Origin of the sequence: Streptomyces sp. NPDC059994 (assembly GCF_042737755.1) — a bacterium.
Lineage (GTDB): Bacteria > Actinomycetota > Actinomycetes > Streptomycetales > Streptomycetaceae > Streptomyces.
In genome coordinates, this window is record NZ_JBHWUR010000027.1 from 46582 (window position 1) to 61291 (window position 14710).

Annotated in this window: 10 protein-coding genes; 3 read left to right on the top strand and 7 right to left on the bottom strand. The window is 70.5% G+C overall.

Annotation, left to right across the window (positions count from 1 at the left end):
• Positions 1-81: 81 nt before the first annotated feature.
• The 5 genes from ACFWA7_RS16450 to ACFWA7_RS16470 form a co-directional block, all read right to left on the bottom strand.
• A complete protein-coding gene (locus ACFWA7_RS16450) occupies positions 82-1038 on the bottom strand; it encodes an alpha/beta fold hydrolase (protein WP_385538463.1) in 957 nt (318 codons plus the stop codon).
• Complete coding sequence (locus ACFWA7_RS16455) at positions 1035-1493, bottom strand: phage holin family protein (protein WP_385538466.1); 459 nt, start codon at positions 1491-1493, stop codon at positions 1035-1037. Before ACFWA7_RS16455 ends, ACFWA7_RS16450 begins: the two co-directional genes overlap by 4 nt.
• Positions 1494-1568: 75 nt before the next feature.
• Positions 1569-2984, bottom strand: coding sequence for a Na+/H+ antiporter NhaA (gene nhaA / locus ACFWA7_RS16460; RefSeq protein WP_385538470.1), 1416 nt, complete (start codon positions 2982-2984; stop codon positions 1569-1571).
• Positions 2985-3879: 895 nt separating this feature from the next.
• Positions 3880-5835, bottom strand: coding sequence for an acetate--CoA ligase (acs, locus tag ACFWA7_RS16465; protein ID WP_385823530.1), 1956 nt, complete (start codon positions 5833-5835; stop codon positions 3880-3882).
• A 203-nt stretch (positions 5836-6038) separates the two neighbouring features.
• Positions 6039-8357 (bottom strand): bifunctional SulP family inorganic anion transporter/carbonic anhydrase, encoded by a 2319-nt coding sequence (locus tag ACFWA7_RS16470; RefSeq protein ID WP_385823532.1) that lies wholly within the window; start codon positions 8355-8357, stop codon positions 6039-6041.
• 298 nt (positions 8358-8655) lie between these two features.
• On the opposite strand from ACFWA7_RS16470, the gene ACFWA7_RS16475 reads away from it, so the two are divergent.
• On the top strand, positions 8656-9939 hold the full coding sequence (locus ACFWA7_RS16475; RefSeq protein ID WP_385538478.1) for a hypothetical protein: 1284 nt from the start codon (positions 8656-8658) through the stop codon (positions 9937-9939).
• A gap of 28 nt (positions 9940-9967) precedes the next feature.
• Here ACFWA7_RS16475 and ACFWA7_RS16480 read toward each other — a convergent pair whose 3' ends face one another.
• Positions 9968-10954 (bottom strand): ATP-binding protein, encoded by a 987-nt coding sequence (locus ACFWA7_RS16480; protein ID WP_385538480.1) that lies wholly within the window; start codon positions 10952-10954, stop codon positions 9968-9970.
• A 102-nt stretch (positions 10955-11056) separates the two neighbouring features.
• Here ACFWA7_RS16480 and ACFWA7_RS16485 point away from each other — a divergent pair, with 102 nt between their 5' ends.
• Complete coding sequence (locus ACFWA7_RS16485; protein WP_385823534.1) at positions 11057-11884, top strand: oxidoreductase; 828 nt, start codon at positions 11057-11059, stop codon at positions 11882-11884.
• Between the two features lie 405 nt (positions 11885-12289).
• Here the strand turns inward: ACFWA7_RS16485 and ACFWA7_RS16490 are convergent, their stop codons facing one another.
• Positions 12290-13126: an HAD family hydrolase gene (locus ACFWA7_RS16490; RefSeq protein WP_385538486.1), complete on the bottom strand. Its 837-nt coding sequence runs from the start codon at positions 13124-13126 to the stop codon at positions 12290-12292.
• Positions 13127-13582: 456 nt separating this feature from the next.
• Between ACFWA7_RS16490 and ssd the strand changes: the two genes are divergently transcribed.
• Positions 13583-14674, top strand: coding sequence for a septum site-determining protein Ssd (gene ssd, locus ACFWA7_RS16495; protein WP_385823536.1), 1092 nt, complete (start codon positions 13583-13585; stop codon positions 14672-14674).
• The last annotated feature ends 36 nt before the right edge of the window (positions 14675-14710 follow it).

The window sequence follows — 14710 nt, forward strand, 5'->3', positions numbered from 1 at the left end:
CTATGCGCCAGGCATTTGGCTGTTCGTCAGACAAGCGTTCCCGTCCGCTTGCCGGACGGGGCGGGCGGCCTACCGGCCGGCCTACCGGTCGGGCTCGGGATCCTTCAGCCAGTTCACCAGCTCCGCCGAGAACGCGGCCGGGTCCTCCTCGTGGGGGAAGTGCCCCAGACCGTCGAACAGCCGCCAGCGGTACGGCGCTTCGACGTACTCGCCGGAGCCCGCCGCGCTGCGGGTGCGCATCACCGGGTCGAGCGACCCGTGCAGATGCAGCGTCGGTACCCGTACCGGCCGCTTCATCCGGCGGTTGAACTGGATGCCGTCGGGCCGGGCCATCGACCGCACCATCCAGCGGTACGGCTCGATCGAGCAGTGCGCGGTCGACGGGATGGTCATCGCCCGCCGGTAGACCTCCACGGCCTCTTCCTCCGGCGCCAGCGGACCCGACCACTCCCGCACCAGCCGCCCCACCAGCGCCGCTTCGTCCGCGACGAGCTGACGCTCCGGGACCCACGGCCGCTGGAAGCCCCAGATGTACGAACCGGCCCGCGACTGCGAGGGGTCGGAGAGCATCGCGGAGCGCCAGCGCCGGGGGTGCGGCATCGAGGAGACGACCAGCCGGCGCACCAGCTTGGGCCGCATCACGGCCGCCGTCCACGCCAGATAGCCGCCCAGGTCATGGCCGACCAGCGCCGCGTCGGGCTCGCCGAGCGACCGTACGACCCCGGTGATGTCCAGCGCGAGGTTGGCCGGGTCGTAGCCCCGGGGCGTGCGGTCGCTGCCGCCGACGCCCCGCAGGTCCATCGCGACCGCCCGGAAACCGGCGTCGGCGAGCGCGGTCAGCTGGTGCCGCCACGTCCACCAGAACTGCGGAAAGCCGTGGAGCAGCAACACCAGCGGACCGTCACCCAGCTCCGCGATGTGGAAGCGCGCACCATTGGCCGCTACGTCCCTGTGTGTCCAGGGACCATCGATGCGGACAGGGCTGCCATTGCCGCCAGGGCTGCCCGTGGCGCCGGTACCGGTATCAGGTGCGGTCATGCAGACGAGCGTGCCACAGCCGGGGCCTGGTCCGTCACCGGGCGGGGATGCGGCTTGACGCCCCCGAGCACCGCGGCGGTCTGCTTGGCCGAGGCGATGGACTTCTCCGGCGGCTTGACCTTCTTGAACTTGGCCACGGCCAGCAGCCCGAGCAGGGCCGCGAGCAGCAGGAACGCTCCGCCCACGATCAGGAACGACCAGGCGAGGCCCAGTCCCAGATTGTGGATCCCGTACGCCGCCGCGAAACTCAGCACCGGCAGCGAGAACAGGACGAGCACTCCCGCGGTACTGATGGCGATGCCACCGATCGCGCCGCGCTTGACGTCCTGTCGCAGCTCCGCCTTGGCGAGCGCGATCTCGTCGTGCACCAGCGCGGACATCTCGGCGGTCGCCGAGGCGACCAGTTGGCCGAGGCTGCGGTCGGCTCCGGCGGCGGTGTTGCTGGGGTCGCTCATTCGCTGACTCCCTCTTCTCTTCTCCGGTCCCGTCATCTCCCGGCCCAGATGTCCTTCTCCGGCCCAGATGTCAGATCATGCCGGACGGCCGCCCTCGTCGCTCCCCGCCCCCGCCAGTTGCGCGAGGCGGCGGTGCTCGGCGGCCTTCGTCTCGTAGATGGCGGCCATCCGCAGGTGGTAGGCCGGATTGTGCTGTTCGTACACATCCGGGATGCCGTCGTGGTCCTCGTCGCGCTCCTCCTCCTCGACGAGCGCCCGGTACCGGCGTACGCGCAGCTTCAGCAGGACCGTGGCGCACACGGCCGCGATCAGCGAGCCCACCAGCACGGCGGCCTTGATCTCGTCCGCGAGCGCGCCCTCGCCGTCGAAGGCCAGCTCGCCGATGAGCAGCGAGACCGTGAAGCCGATCCCGGCGAGCGCGGCGACGGCGAAGACGTCCGGCCACGCCAGGTCGTCGTTGAGCTCCGCCCTGGTGAACCGGGCGGCGCACCAGGTGCCGCCGAAGATACCGACCGCCTTGCCGACCACCAGGCCGAGCACCACGCCGAGCGTCTCGGGCCGGGTGAAGACGTCCGCGAGCGCCCCGCCGCTGACGCCGACCCCGGCCGACATCAGCGCGAAGAGCGGCACGGCGAGCCCGGCGGACAGCGGCCGCACCAGGTGCTCGATGTGCTCGCCGGGGGAGTGCTCCTCGCCCTCCTGGCGGGTGCAGCGCAGCATCAGGCCCATGGCGACGCCCGCGATGGTGGAGTGGACGCCGCTGTTGTACATCAGCCCCCAGATGACCAGCGCGAGCGGTACGTACACGTACCAGCCGCGCACGCCCTTGCGCAGCAGCAGCCAGAAGACAGCGAGGCCGACGACGGAGCCGCCGAAGGCCGCGAAGTCGATCTCTTTGGTGAAGAACACGGCGATGATGAGAATGGCGAACAGGTCGTCGACGACGGCGAGCGTCAGCAGGAACGCGCGCAGGGCGGACGGCAGTGAGGTCCCGATGACCGCGAGCACGGCCAGCGCGAAGGCGATGTCGGTGGCCGTCGGCACGGCCCACCCGTCCATCGCGCCGCCGCCGACGGCGTTGACCAGCGCGTATACGAGCGCGGGCACGGCCATGCCGCAGAGCGCGGCGATCACCGGCAGCGCGGCGTCCTTGGGATCGCGCAGCTCACCGGCCACGAGCTCGCGCTTGAGTTCGATCCCGGCGACGAAGAAGAAGACCGCGAGGAGTCCGTCGGCGGCCCAGTGCTGCAGTGAGAGGTCGAGCCCGAGGGCCTCGATCCCGACATGAAACCCACGCACATCGGCGTAGCTGCCACCAAGGGTGTTGGCCCAGATCAACGCCACGATCGCGGCCACGAGCAGCAGCACACCGCCGACGGTCTCGGCACGCAGCGCGTCCGCGACGAAGTTCCGCTCGGGCAACGAGAGCCGCCCGAGAAACTTCCGGCTGTTGCTCTTGCTGCTGTCCTTACGGGTTACGGGCGCGGCCACGGACGACCTCCGGTCGGTTCGGCGGGCATGACAAAGCACGTTGCCGACCAGACTTCCCGGCGCACCTGGGTCCCTCTCGTCGCGCCGTTGACGCGAGTGCCGCGACTGACGCGATCCCGATCCTTACTTTACCTAACTCTTTACCCGGGTGCGGGAGGGATGAATCCGGTGATCGTTACTTTAGGGGCAAGTGGGGTGGGGGGCGCGGGGGGCCGGGCTCGGGGTTTGTCTGCGGGTGGGTGGGGCTCTGCCCCAGGGCCCCGGCGGGCTTTTGCTTGCGGGTTCGGTGGGGGCTGGTCGCGCAGTTCCCCGCGCCCCTTTTCGGCCCGGGGTTTGTCTGCGGGTCGGCTGTGGTTGCTCGCGCAGTTCCCCGCGCCCCTGAAGGCCAGGTCGGTGGTCGAGTGCGGGCCGTTTGTGGCTGAGCGCGCAGTTCCCCGCGCCCCTTAAAGGCAGAAGGGGCGCGGGGAGGATTCGGCCCGTCCGGCGTGTGAGGAACGGGGCCCGTGCATCCAGGCCCTCGGGCGTGTGCGGAGCGACCCGTGCACCAGGCCTTCGGGTGCCTGCGGAGCGAGCGACCCGTACTCCAGCCGTCCGGTGCCTGGGGAGCGGGGCAGGGCCGCAGGGCCGCCCTTCAGGGGCGCGGGGAACTGCGCGACCAGCCACCGGCGGCCTGCGGACGAAAGGGGTCCGGGGCGAAGCCCCGAAGCGGGGGCGGGGGCGGAGCCCCCGTGAGCGGGGTGCAGGGGCCGCAGGCCCCGCAAGCGGGGGGCCGGGGCGTAGCCCCCGGGAGAGCCACCTTCACCACCCACCCCCGGAGGGTTAAGGGAACGGGCGGGGTGGGGGAGAACCGCCGGAGGCCCGGCCACGAAAACCCCGCAGCCGGGCCCCCACCCCCTCACTCCTCGCTGGAAGCGCCCGGCAGCTTCGTCTGGATCAGATCCATCACCGACGAGTCCGTCAGCGTCGTGACATCCCCCAGCTCCCGGTTCTCGGCAACGTCCCGCAGCAACCGCCGCATGATCTTCCCTGACCGGGTCTTCGGCAGCTCCGCCACCGGCAGCACCCGCTTCGGCTTGGCGATCGGCCCCAGCGTGGTGCCGACGTGCGCCCGCAGTTCCTCCACCAGTCCGTCCGACTCCGCCGCCGAACCCCGCAGGATCACGAACGCGACGATCGCCTGCCCGGTCGTCTCGTCGGCCGCGCCGACCACCGCCGCCTCGGCCACCGACGGGTGCGACACCAGCGCCGACTCGACCTCGGTCGTCGAGATGTTGTGCCCGGACACGAGCATCACGTCATCGACGCGGCCGAGCAGCCAGATGTCCCCGTCCTCGTCCTTCTTCGCCCCGTCACCGGCGAAGTACTTGCCCTCGAACCGCGACCAGTACGTGTCGATGAACCGCTGGTCATCGCCCCAGATGGTGCGCAGCATCGACGGCCACGGCTCGGTGAGGACGAGGTACCCGCCGCCCCCGTTCGGCACCTCGTGCGCCTCGTCGTCGACGACGGTCGCCGCGATGCCGGGCAGCGCACGCTGCGCGGAGCCCGGCTTGGTCTCGGTGACGCCCGGCAGCGGCGAGATCATCATCGCCCCGGTCTCCGTCTGCCACCACGTGTCCACGATCGGGCACTTGTCCGCCCCGATGTGCTTGCGGTACCACATCCACGCCTCGGGGTTGATGGGTTCGCCCACCGACCCGAGCACCCGCAGCGACGACAGGTCGAACTTCGCGGGGATGTCGTCGCCCCACTTCATGAACGTACGGATCGCCGTCGGCGCCGTGTAGAGGATCGTCACCCCGTACTTCTGGACGACCTCCCAGAACCGCCCCTGGTGCGGGGTGTCCGGCGTGCCCTCGTACATGACCTGCGTCGCGCCGTTGGCCAGCGGCCCGTACACGATGTACGAGTGGCCGGTCACCCAGCCGATGTCGGCGGTGCACCAGTACACATCGGTCTCGGGCTTGAGGTCGAAGACCGCGTGGTGCGTGTACGCGGCCTGCGTCAGATAGCCGCCGGAGGTGTGCAGGATGCCCTTCGGCTTCCCCGTGGTCCCGGAGGTGTACAGGATGAACAGCGGGTGCTCGGCGTCGAACGCCTGCGGGGTGTGCTCGGCGGACTGACGGCCGACGATGTCGTCCCACCAGACGTCCCGGCCCTCGGTGAAGGCGGTCTCCTGGCCCGTACGCCGCACTACCAGCACGTGCTCGACCTGCGGGCACTTCGCCACGGCCTCGTCGATCGCGGGCTTCAGCGCGGACGGCTTGCCGCGCCGGTACCCGCCGTCCGCCGTGATGACCAGCTTCGCGTCGGCGTCCTGGATACGGGAGGCGACGGCGTCGGCGGAGAAGCCGCCGAACACCACCGAGTGCGCCGCGCCGATCCGCGCGCAGGCGAGCATCGCGACGGCCGCCTCGGGGATCATCGGCATGTACACCGCGACCCGGTCGCCGGCCCGGACACCGAGCTCGGTAAGGGCATTGGCGGCCCGGGAGACCTCGTCCTTCAGCTCCGCGTAGGTGAGGGCACGGCTGTCGCCGGGCTCGCCCTCGAAGTGAATGGCGACCCGGTCACCGTTCCCGGCCTCGACGTGCCGGTCCACGCAGTTGTACGCCACGTTGAGCTGCCCGTCGGCGAACCACTTCGCGAACGGCGGGTTCGACCAGTCGAGCGTCTCGGTCGGTGCGGTGGCCCAGGTGAGGCGCCGGGCCTGCTCGGCCCAGAAGCCCAGCCTGTCCGCCTTGGCCTGCTCGTACGCCTCCGCCGTTACGTTGGCGTCGGCAGCCAGCTCGGCAGGAGGAGCGAACCGGCGCTCCTCCTTCAAGAGGTTGGCCAGGCTTTCGTTGCTCACGACATCTCCCTTTCCCAGGGCGTCCTATGTGCCTATGTGTCCCGGGCCATAGCTCATCAGGCCAATCGCCGGGTGACAAGGGTCTCCCGAAGATTGGTTTAGACCTATAGGGGATCCGGGGCATCGGCGTGTCATCAGACGGTCTCACGGACACGGTCCGCCCTGGGTTCAGGCATACGCGGAAGACGCGGCGCCACACGACGTCAGATCGGGGAGGCCTCAAGGGCCGTCGGCCCCACCCCCTCGAACACCTCCTCGCAGTCGTCGGACGCCAGCAAGTACGCCTGGGCCTCGCCCACATGGAAGTACATTCCGTGCAGCGCCAGCGCGCCCTCGGCCAGCCGCCGCGCCACCGACTCATGGCTCCGCAGATGCTCCAGCTGCTGCACCACATTGGTGAGGCAGAGCTGCTCGACGGCGTCGGCGGGCAGCCGCCCGGCGATCCGCGCCCAGGAGTACTTGCGGCTCGCCATCCGCTCCAGGCTGGGCGCCCCGTGCCGCAGCCACCGCCGCAGGGGCGTCTGCGGGCCGTCCGGCTTGCCGTTCAGCAGCGCCTGCATCGCCCCGCAGCCGGAGTGTCCGCAGACGGTGATGGACTCGACCCGCAGCACCTCGACCGCGTACTCGATCGCCGCCGCCACCGAGTCGTCGCCGCACTCCGCGCCGGGCGGGGGCACCAGATTGCCGACGTTGCGCACGGTGAACAGATCGCCCGGGCCGCTCGACGTGATCATGCTGGTGACCAGCCGGGAGTCCGCGCAGGTGAGGAAGAGCTGGGACGGCTGCTGCCCCTCGCGCGCCAGCCGCGCCAGCTCGTCCCGCACCAGCGGCGCGGTGTTGCGCTGGAACGAGCTCAGCCCGCTGGCCAGTTGGTGCCCGTGCCGCCTGGGCGCCGGCGCCTTGTCGTGGCAGTGGTGGTTGCGCCAGGGGGTCCAGGGCCGGCAGCAGCTCTGCGAGCTGGATGCGGGCTCGGTGATCCGTCCGCCGGACCGGCCGGTGATCCGCACCTCGCCACCGCGCGCGGTGTGCGTGTCCTGCCAGCCCTGCAGTGCCTCGTACGCCGCATGGTCCATGAACGAGCCGTCCAACTCCACGACGGCGCCAGCCCCTTGGGGTACCTGGTTCAGCATCCGGGTCAGCCGGGGCACGGCGAGGAACGTCAACTGCCCGCGCGCCTGCACCAGGTACGACAGGTCGTCCTGGCGCTGCACCGTGATCCGGGTGTGCGCCACCCGGCGCAGCGCGACCGCGACGGCCACGGCGACCCCGATGACCACGCCCTGGAGCACCCCGAACAGGAGCACCCCGGCCACCGTCGCCACGTACACCATGAACTCGCGGTGCTTGTGGACGTTGCGGATGTGGGCGTAGGACACCATCTGGATGCCGACCATCATCACCAGCGCGGCCAGCGCCGCCAGCGGGATCCACTCCAGGACGGCCACGAGCAGCCCGGCGGCGAGCAGCACCCACACCCCGTGCAGCACGGAGGAGGCGCGGCCGGTCGCCCCGGCCCGTACGTTGGCGCTGCCGCGCACCGCGCCGCCGGAGACCGGCATTCCGCCGAGCAGCCCGGAGACGGCGTTGGCGATGCCCTGACCGCGCAACTCCCGGTCGAGGTCGGCCCGGGCGGGTGCGGTGCCCCCCGGCCGCTCGGCGGCCAGCTTGTCCACGGCCACGGCGGAAAGCAGCGACTCCAGGCTGGCCACCAGCGTCACCGTGAGCACGGCGGCGGCCAGCCCGGCCACCGGCCCGTGCGGCAGCTCCGGCAGCACATGGGCGTCCCAGGAAGGCAGGTCGACCCGGGCGATGTGGGGCGCGGCCACGGCGGCCACACCGGTGGCGATCACTACACAGGCGAGCGCGGCCGGAATGCGGCGCAGCGCCTTTCCGACGCGTCCCGGGAGGCGGGGCCACGTCATGAGCACGGCGATGGTGAGCGCCCCGACGAGGGGTGCGGCAGGGCCGACCTTGGCCAACTGGCCTGGGAGAGCTTGGGCGTTGTCCACGGCCGAGCTCTGTGGGGAGCCGCCCAGGACGATGTGGAGCTGGGCGAGCGCGATGGCGGCGCCGATGCCGGCGAGGGTGCCGTGCACGATGGCGGGGCTCACGGCGAGCGCGGAGCGCGCGGTCTTCAGCGAGCCGAGTGCGATCTGGAGCAGACCCGCGAGAACGGTGATGGCGCAGGTCGTGCGCCAGCCGTAACTCTGGATCAACTCGGCCGATACCACCGTGAGTCCGGCGGAAGGGCCACTGACAAGGAGCGGTGAGCCGCCGAGCAGCCCGGCGACGATGCCGCCGACACCGGCGGCGATGAGGCTGGCTTCCAGCGGGGCGTCGATGGCGACGGCGAGGCCGAGCGACATCGGGACGGCGAGCAGGAAGACGGTGACGGATGCGGACAGATCGGCTCCGGCGATCCGGAAGCGGCGGCCTCCATTCCTGGGGGGCGGGGCGTGCGGGTGCTGGGGGCTGTCGGTGTGAGTGAGGGGCTGGGTGCGGGTGGGGACGCAGGCAGGCATATTTCCCGTCTCCTCCGGGGCAGCGCGGTCGCGGATGTGGGGTCGCGGCCGTGGGTCACGGCGTGCAGCGGCGGGATTCTCAACTCTCGGTAAACGAATCGTAATGCAGAGTAAAGGTCAGCGCTCCACATTTAGGGCAAATAGGCCAACGATTCACTCTTAACGGTGAATAAGCAGCTTTTCGTGCGGCCTGTCGCACGCTCTTCCTTCACGCTGCGTGTCACTTTTGCGGCGATTTGATGACATTCAGTGCAAGAGATCTTCGGATCTGCTGATCTGCGAGGAAGAGGGTGGGCGGATGATGGCCGCCACGAAGAGGATCGCCACCGGGGCCGTCGTCGCCGCGCTGATCGCGGGTGTCGCCGGATGTTCGGTGGGCAACGGGGCCAAGGCGGCCGCGCCCGGCCCTGGAGCGGTCGGCGCCGCCGCCCCCAAGCAGGCCGTGCGCCTGATCGGCGACGGATCCACCGCGTTCACCGGACTCCAGCCGCATCTGCTGAAGCCGCGCAAGCTGGCGCCCGGTCAGCAGCCGCCGCAGTTCGTGGTGTTCTCCTGGGACGGTGCGGGCGAGGACAGCCAGCGGCTGTTCTCCCACTTCCGCGAGGTGGGCAAGAAGTACAACGCGACGATGACGTACTTCCTCAGCGGTGTGTACATGCTCCCGGAGGAGAAGCGCGAGCGATACACCGCGCCCAAGCACTCTCCGGGCAGCAGCGACATCGGGTTCAACGATCTCAAGGGCATCAAGGACACGGTCACCCAGCTGCGCGGTGCGTGGCAGGAGGGCAACGAGGTCGGCACCCACTTCAACGGCCACTTCTGCGGGAACGACGGCGGCGTCGGCACCTGGTCGGTGGACGAGTGGAAGAGCGAGATCGCGCAGGCCAAGTCGTTCGTGAAGAACTGGAAGTCCAACTCCGGGCTCACGGCGGAGGCGCCGCTTCCGTTCGACTACGACAAGGAGCTCATCGGCGGCCGCACGCCCTGCCTGGAGGGCCGCAAGAACTTCGTGCAGGCGGCCGGCCAGCTCGGCTGGCGCTATGACACCAGCGGCGTCAACGACCAGGTGTGGCCGAAGAAGAACGACAACGGCATCTGGGACCTGTCCATGCAGCTGGTCCCGGTCCCGGGCCGCGCCTTCCAGACGCTGTCCATGGACTACAACTTCTACATGAACCAGTCGGGCGCGGTGACGGGCGAGGCCGGCCAGCACGAGTACTGGGGCAACCAGATGCGCGACGGCCTGCTCCAAGCCTTCGACCGCTCGTACAACGGCAACCGCGCGCCGCTGATCATCGGCAACCATTTCGAGCCCTGGAACGGCGGCACGTACATGCGGGCCGTCGAGGACACGATCAAGACGGTCTGCGTCAAGCGCGAAGTGCACTGCGTGTCATTCCGCCAGCTCGCCGACTGGCTGGACGCGCAGGACCCGTCGACACTCGACAAGTTCCGTCAGCTGAAGGTCGGAGAGGCCCCGAAGGGTGGCTGGACGGCCTTCCTGGCCGCCCAGCCCGCCGTGCCGGTCCAGTCGGCCAAGCCGCTCCCGCAGCCCGGCCTCAAGCAGGCCGCCGCAGGCTGACGCCTTCCGTCAGCCTGCGCTCGCGAGGTCAGCTCGGCTGCGGAACGGCGAGTTCCTCCCGCAGTACGAAGACGGGGTCGACCTGGGCCGCCAGGTCGACGCCCGTCCTCGCGTTCCCCCAGCTCTGCGCGTTCTTCAGATGGAAGTGGACCATCTGGCGGGTGTACCGCTCCCAGTCGCGCGCCTCGTACGAGTCGTCCGCCGCGTCCTGCAGGGCCTGGAGGGCGAGCCGGTTGTCGGCCTCCAGGAGCTCGAAGCGCGGCGGGCGCCCCTTCTCCATCGCGCGCACCCAGTCGGAGTGGCCGACCGTGACCAGCAGGTCATCGCCGACCTCGGCCCGCAGGAAGTCCAGGTCGTCCTGGCCCTGCACCTTGTTGCCGACGACCTTCAGGGAGACCCCGAAGTCCCGTGCGTACTCCTTGTACTGGCGGTAGACCGAAACGCCCTTGCGGGTCGGCTCGGCCACCAGGAACGTCATGTCGAAGCGCGTGAACATGCCGGAGGCGAACGAGTCCGACCCGGCCGTCATGTCGACGACGACGTACTCGTCCGGCCCGTCCACCAGGTGGTTGAGACACAGCTCCACCGCCCCGACCTTCGAGTGGTAGCAGGCCACGCCCAGGTCGGACTCGTTGAACGGGCCGGTCGCCATCAGCCGGATGTCCCCGTCGTCGAGCACCACCCGCCGCGCGCACGCCTCGTACACCGGATTCGACTCGCGGATCCGCAGCAGCCGTGAGCCCCGGCCCGGCGGGGTCGTCTTGATCATCGTCTCGGCGGAGGCGATCCGGGGGTTGGTGCCGCGCAGATACTCCTTGATCAGCGGCAGCTGGGCGCCCAGCGCGGGCAGCGCGGCGGCCTCCGCCTCGTCGAGCCCGAGCGCGGCCCCCAGATGCTGGTTGATGTCGGCGTCGACCGCGAGCACGGCGGCCTCGTTGGCGGTGAGGTGGCGGATGAAGAGCGAGGACAACGTGGTCTTGCCGCTGCCGCCCTTGCCTACGAAAGCGATCTTCATGTTCACCAAGAGTAATCGTGCGACAGCGCAAAGTAGGGGCGGCAAGTGAAGAAGACCACTCGAAGGTGGGGTGTGGGCCACGGACGCGTAGCCTCGCTACTTATGAGTACGAACGCCTCGTCGGCCCCCGATCCGCTTGTCGCCCTGGGCTCGCTGCCGGGTGTCCCGGACGCCGTGGACTCCGTACGCAAAGCCGTCGACCGGGTCTACGGGCACCGTGTCATGCGGCGGCGCAGCAACGAGATCACCTCGGAGGCGGCGCTGCGCGGGGCGCGCGGCAGCGCGGCGCTCTCCGGCGCCGACTGGGCGCTTGAGGAGGTGCGGCGGCGCAGCGATTTCGGCTCGGAGGCCGAGGCGCGCACGGTCGGCGCGGCCCTGCGGCTGACTGCCGAGGCCGGCCAACTGCTCTCCATCTGGCGGCAGTCGCCGCTGCGGGTGCTCGCCCGGCTGCACCTGGTCGCGGCCGCCGACTCCGCCGACACGGTGGGCCGGCCCCGTCAGCACGGCGAGCCGGTGGACGAGCCGCTGATCGAGCTGGCGCTGCCGGACGCGGACGAGGTGGCGGGCCGCCTTGAGGGGCTCTCCCAGTTGATCATCGCGGGCTCCTCGGCCCCGGCGCTCGTCACGGCCGCGGTGGTGCACGGCGAACTGCTCGCCCTGCGTCCGTTCGGCTCGTACAACGGCCTTGTGGCGCGGGCCGCCGAGCGCATCGTGCTGATCGGCAGCGGTCTCGACCCGAAGTCGATCTGCCCGGCCGAGGTCGGCCATGCGGAGCAAGGGCGCGCGGCGTACGCGGCGGCGCTGGACGGCTACGCCTCGGGGACACCGGAGGGCGTGGCGGCCTGGATCGCCCACTGCGGGCGCTCGATCGAACTCGGTGTACGGGAGTCGACGGCTGTCTGCGAGGCGCTTCAGCGCGGAGCGGCGTAGGCGGCACGGCGCTGGATGCCCGACGGCAGGAGGCCGGAAGGCGGGGCGCCGGAAAAGGGTTGCGGCGGTACCGGATCGGTACCGCCGCTGGCATGTTCACCGTGTTACCAAGCGTCCTCGAATATTGCCCATCAGGTCGGGAACTTCTGCCCGTCACCTGGTGCGGCTGGCCCGTAATCGACGGGTCGACGTCGCGTGGGTGCTCGATGTCCATGCTCGGTCCGTGGGGCCGTGTTGCGTAGAAGGTGATCCTCTCGGATGTCCCAGGTCTCGCGGGCCGTTGCCTTATTTGTACTCCAGGCTGGGGTGAAGCGGAACCCCTGACTGCACTTCTTTACTTTTAGGTTCAAACAGGGCGGAACGGTCAGCGCTGTTCGCAGGGCCCTCGGGCCCGGTGTCCCTCGGTCAGCTCGCGGCTGCGGCGCGCCGCCGGCTCGCGTACCAGACGAGCCCGGCCGTGGCCGCCGCGGCGCCCACGGCTGCCGCCGCGACCAGTGCCGGACGGGGCGGCATGGAGAGCGCGGGCAGCCGCTGCTTGAGTCGGACGGGCCGGTTGAAGACGAGAACCGGCCAATCTCGGATGGCCGCTTCGCGCCGGAGTGCCCGATCCGGGTTGACCGCGAAGGGGTGGCCCACCGCCTCCAGCATCGGAACGTCGGTCGCCGAGTCGCTGTACGCGTAGCAGCGGGCCAGGTCGTAGCCCTCGGACGCGGCGAGCTCCTTGACGGCCTCCGCCTTGGTGGGGCCGTAGGCGTAGTACTCGACGTCGCCCGTGAAGCAGCCGTCGGGGCCCACGACCATCCGGGTGGCCACCACGCGGTCCGCCCCGAGCAGCTCGCCGATCGGCTCGACCACCTCGGCGCCCGAGGTCGAGACGATCACGACGTCGCGTCCCGCGGTGTGGTGCTCCTCGATGAGGGAGGCGGCCTCGTCGTAGATGATCGGGTCGATCAGATCGTGGAGCGTCTCGGCGACGATCTCCTTCACCTGCTGGACGTTCCAGCCCTTGCAGAGCGCCGACAGATACTGGCGCATCCGCTCCATCTGATCATGGTCGGCGCCGCCCGCGAGGAACACGAACTGTGCGTAGGCCGTACGCAACACGGCCCTGCGGTTGATGAGTCCCCCTTGATAGAAGGACTTGCTGAACGTGAGAGTCGACGACTTGGCAATGACTGTCTTGTCCAAGTCGAAGAAGGCGGCGGTCCGCGGCAAGGAGTGGTTTTCCACGAAGGCGAGCATAGGCGCCCGCCATTCGGCGTACGCTGGGGCGTGTGGGTTTGCCTGAGAAGGCTCTCGGGTACACCATGGAAGTCACGGATCGTTCGCGACCGTGCTAACCCGGTCCGGCTCCTCCCCCCCCGAGTCGGCCGGAAAGACGACCCCCGCTCTCCCCCCCGGCGGGGGTCGTCGCATGTCCGGATGCATTTTCGGGCCTCGCACACGATCCTTCCCCCTCCCTCGGGCCGTATCGGCCCCTCCCTCTGCCTGTCCAGACTCGTCACGGAGCGTAACGGTTCCGATGCGCTCCGGAAGTCACCGGTATAGGTGAGCGGAATATTCACAACGGGCGGGTTGTCCACAGCTTTTGACCAAGATCCACTTAATTTCCGGAACCGCTCCACCGTGATTCCAGTTCGCGAGATCCGCGGACGCCAGGAATCGCAGTGAGAGGGGGCGGAGATCGTGGACGGACCCATGGCTTCCGAACGGTCGACGGGTGCTCAGGGGCGGCGTGCGGGGCCGCTGATCGTCACCGAGGACGAGGCGTTGCTCGACGATCTGCTGCGGCTGTGCGCCGCCGCCGGAGCCGAGCCCGAGGTGCACCACTCGGTGCCCGAGCGCCGGTCCGGCTGGGAGAGCGCACCGCTGATCCTCGTCGGGGACGACGCGGCCGCCCGGGTGCGCGGCGCTGTGCGAAGGCGCGGAGTGCTGCTCGTCGGGCGGGACCAGGACGACCCCGGGGTGTGGCAGCGCGCGGTGGAGATCGGCGCCGACCACGTACTGCGGCTGCCCGACGCGGAGCAGTGGCTGGTCGACCGGATCGCGGACGCGGCGGAGGGCGTGGGCCGCCAGGCGCTCACCGTCGGAGTCGTCGGCGGGCGCGGCGGAGCCGGGGCGTCGACGCTGGCCTGCGCCCTGGCGGTGACCGCGGCGAGGGCCGGCCGGCGCGCCATGCTCATCGACGGCGACCCCTTGGGAGGCGGCCTCGACGTGCTGCTCGGTGGCGAACAGGCCGAGGGCAGACGATGGCCGGATTTCGCCGCTTCTCGTGGCCGGGTCGCCGGAGGTGCGCTGGAGGAGTCGCTTCCGCATCTGCACGCGCTGCGCGTGCTCAGCTGGGACCGGGGCGACTCGGTGGCGATCCCGGCGGAGGCGATGCGAGCGGTCCTCGCGGCCGCGCGCAGACGCGGCGGTGTCGTGGTCGTCGACCTGCCGAGGCGTGTGGACGACGCGGTGGCGGAGGCACTCGCCCAGCTCGACCTGGGTCTGCTGGTCGTCCCCGCCGAACTGCGGGCGGTCGCGGCGGCCAACCGGGTCGCCGCCTCGGTCGGCATGGTGCTGCGGGATCTGCGAGCGGTGGTGCGCGGTCCGTACGCGGCGGGGCTCGACGAGCAGTGGGTGGCGGCCGCCCTGGGGCTTCCCCTGGCCGGTGAACTCCCGGTGGAGTACGGCCTGCTGGAGGCCCAGGAGAAGGGGGCCCCACCGGGCAGCGAAGTGCGCGGCCCCCTCTCCCGCTTCTGCACGGCCTTCTGGGAGCAGGCGCTGATGGGGGGTGCGGTCGCATGAGTACGGGTCGGGTGCGCACGGGTGGCATGAGTGCGG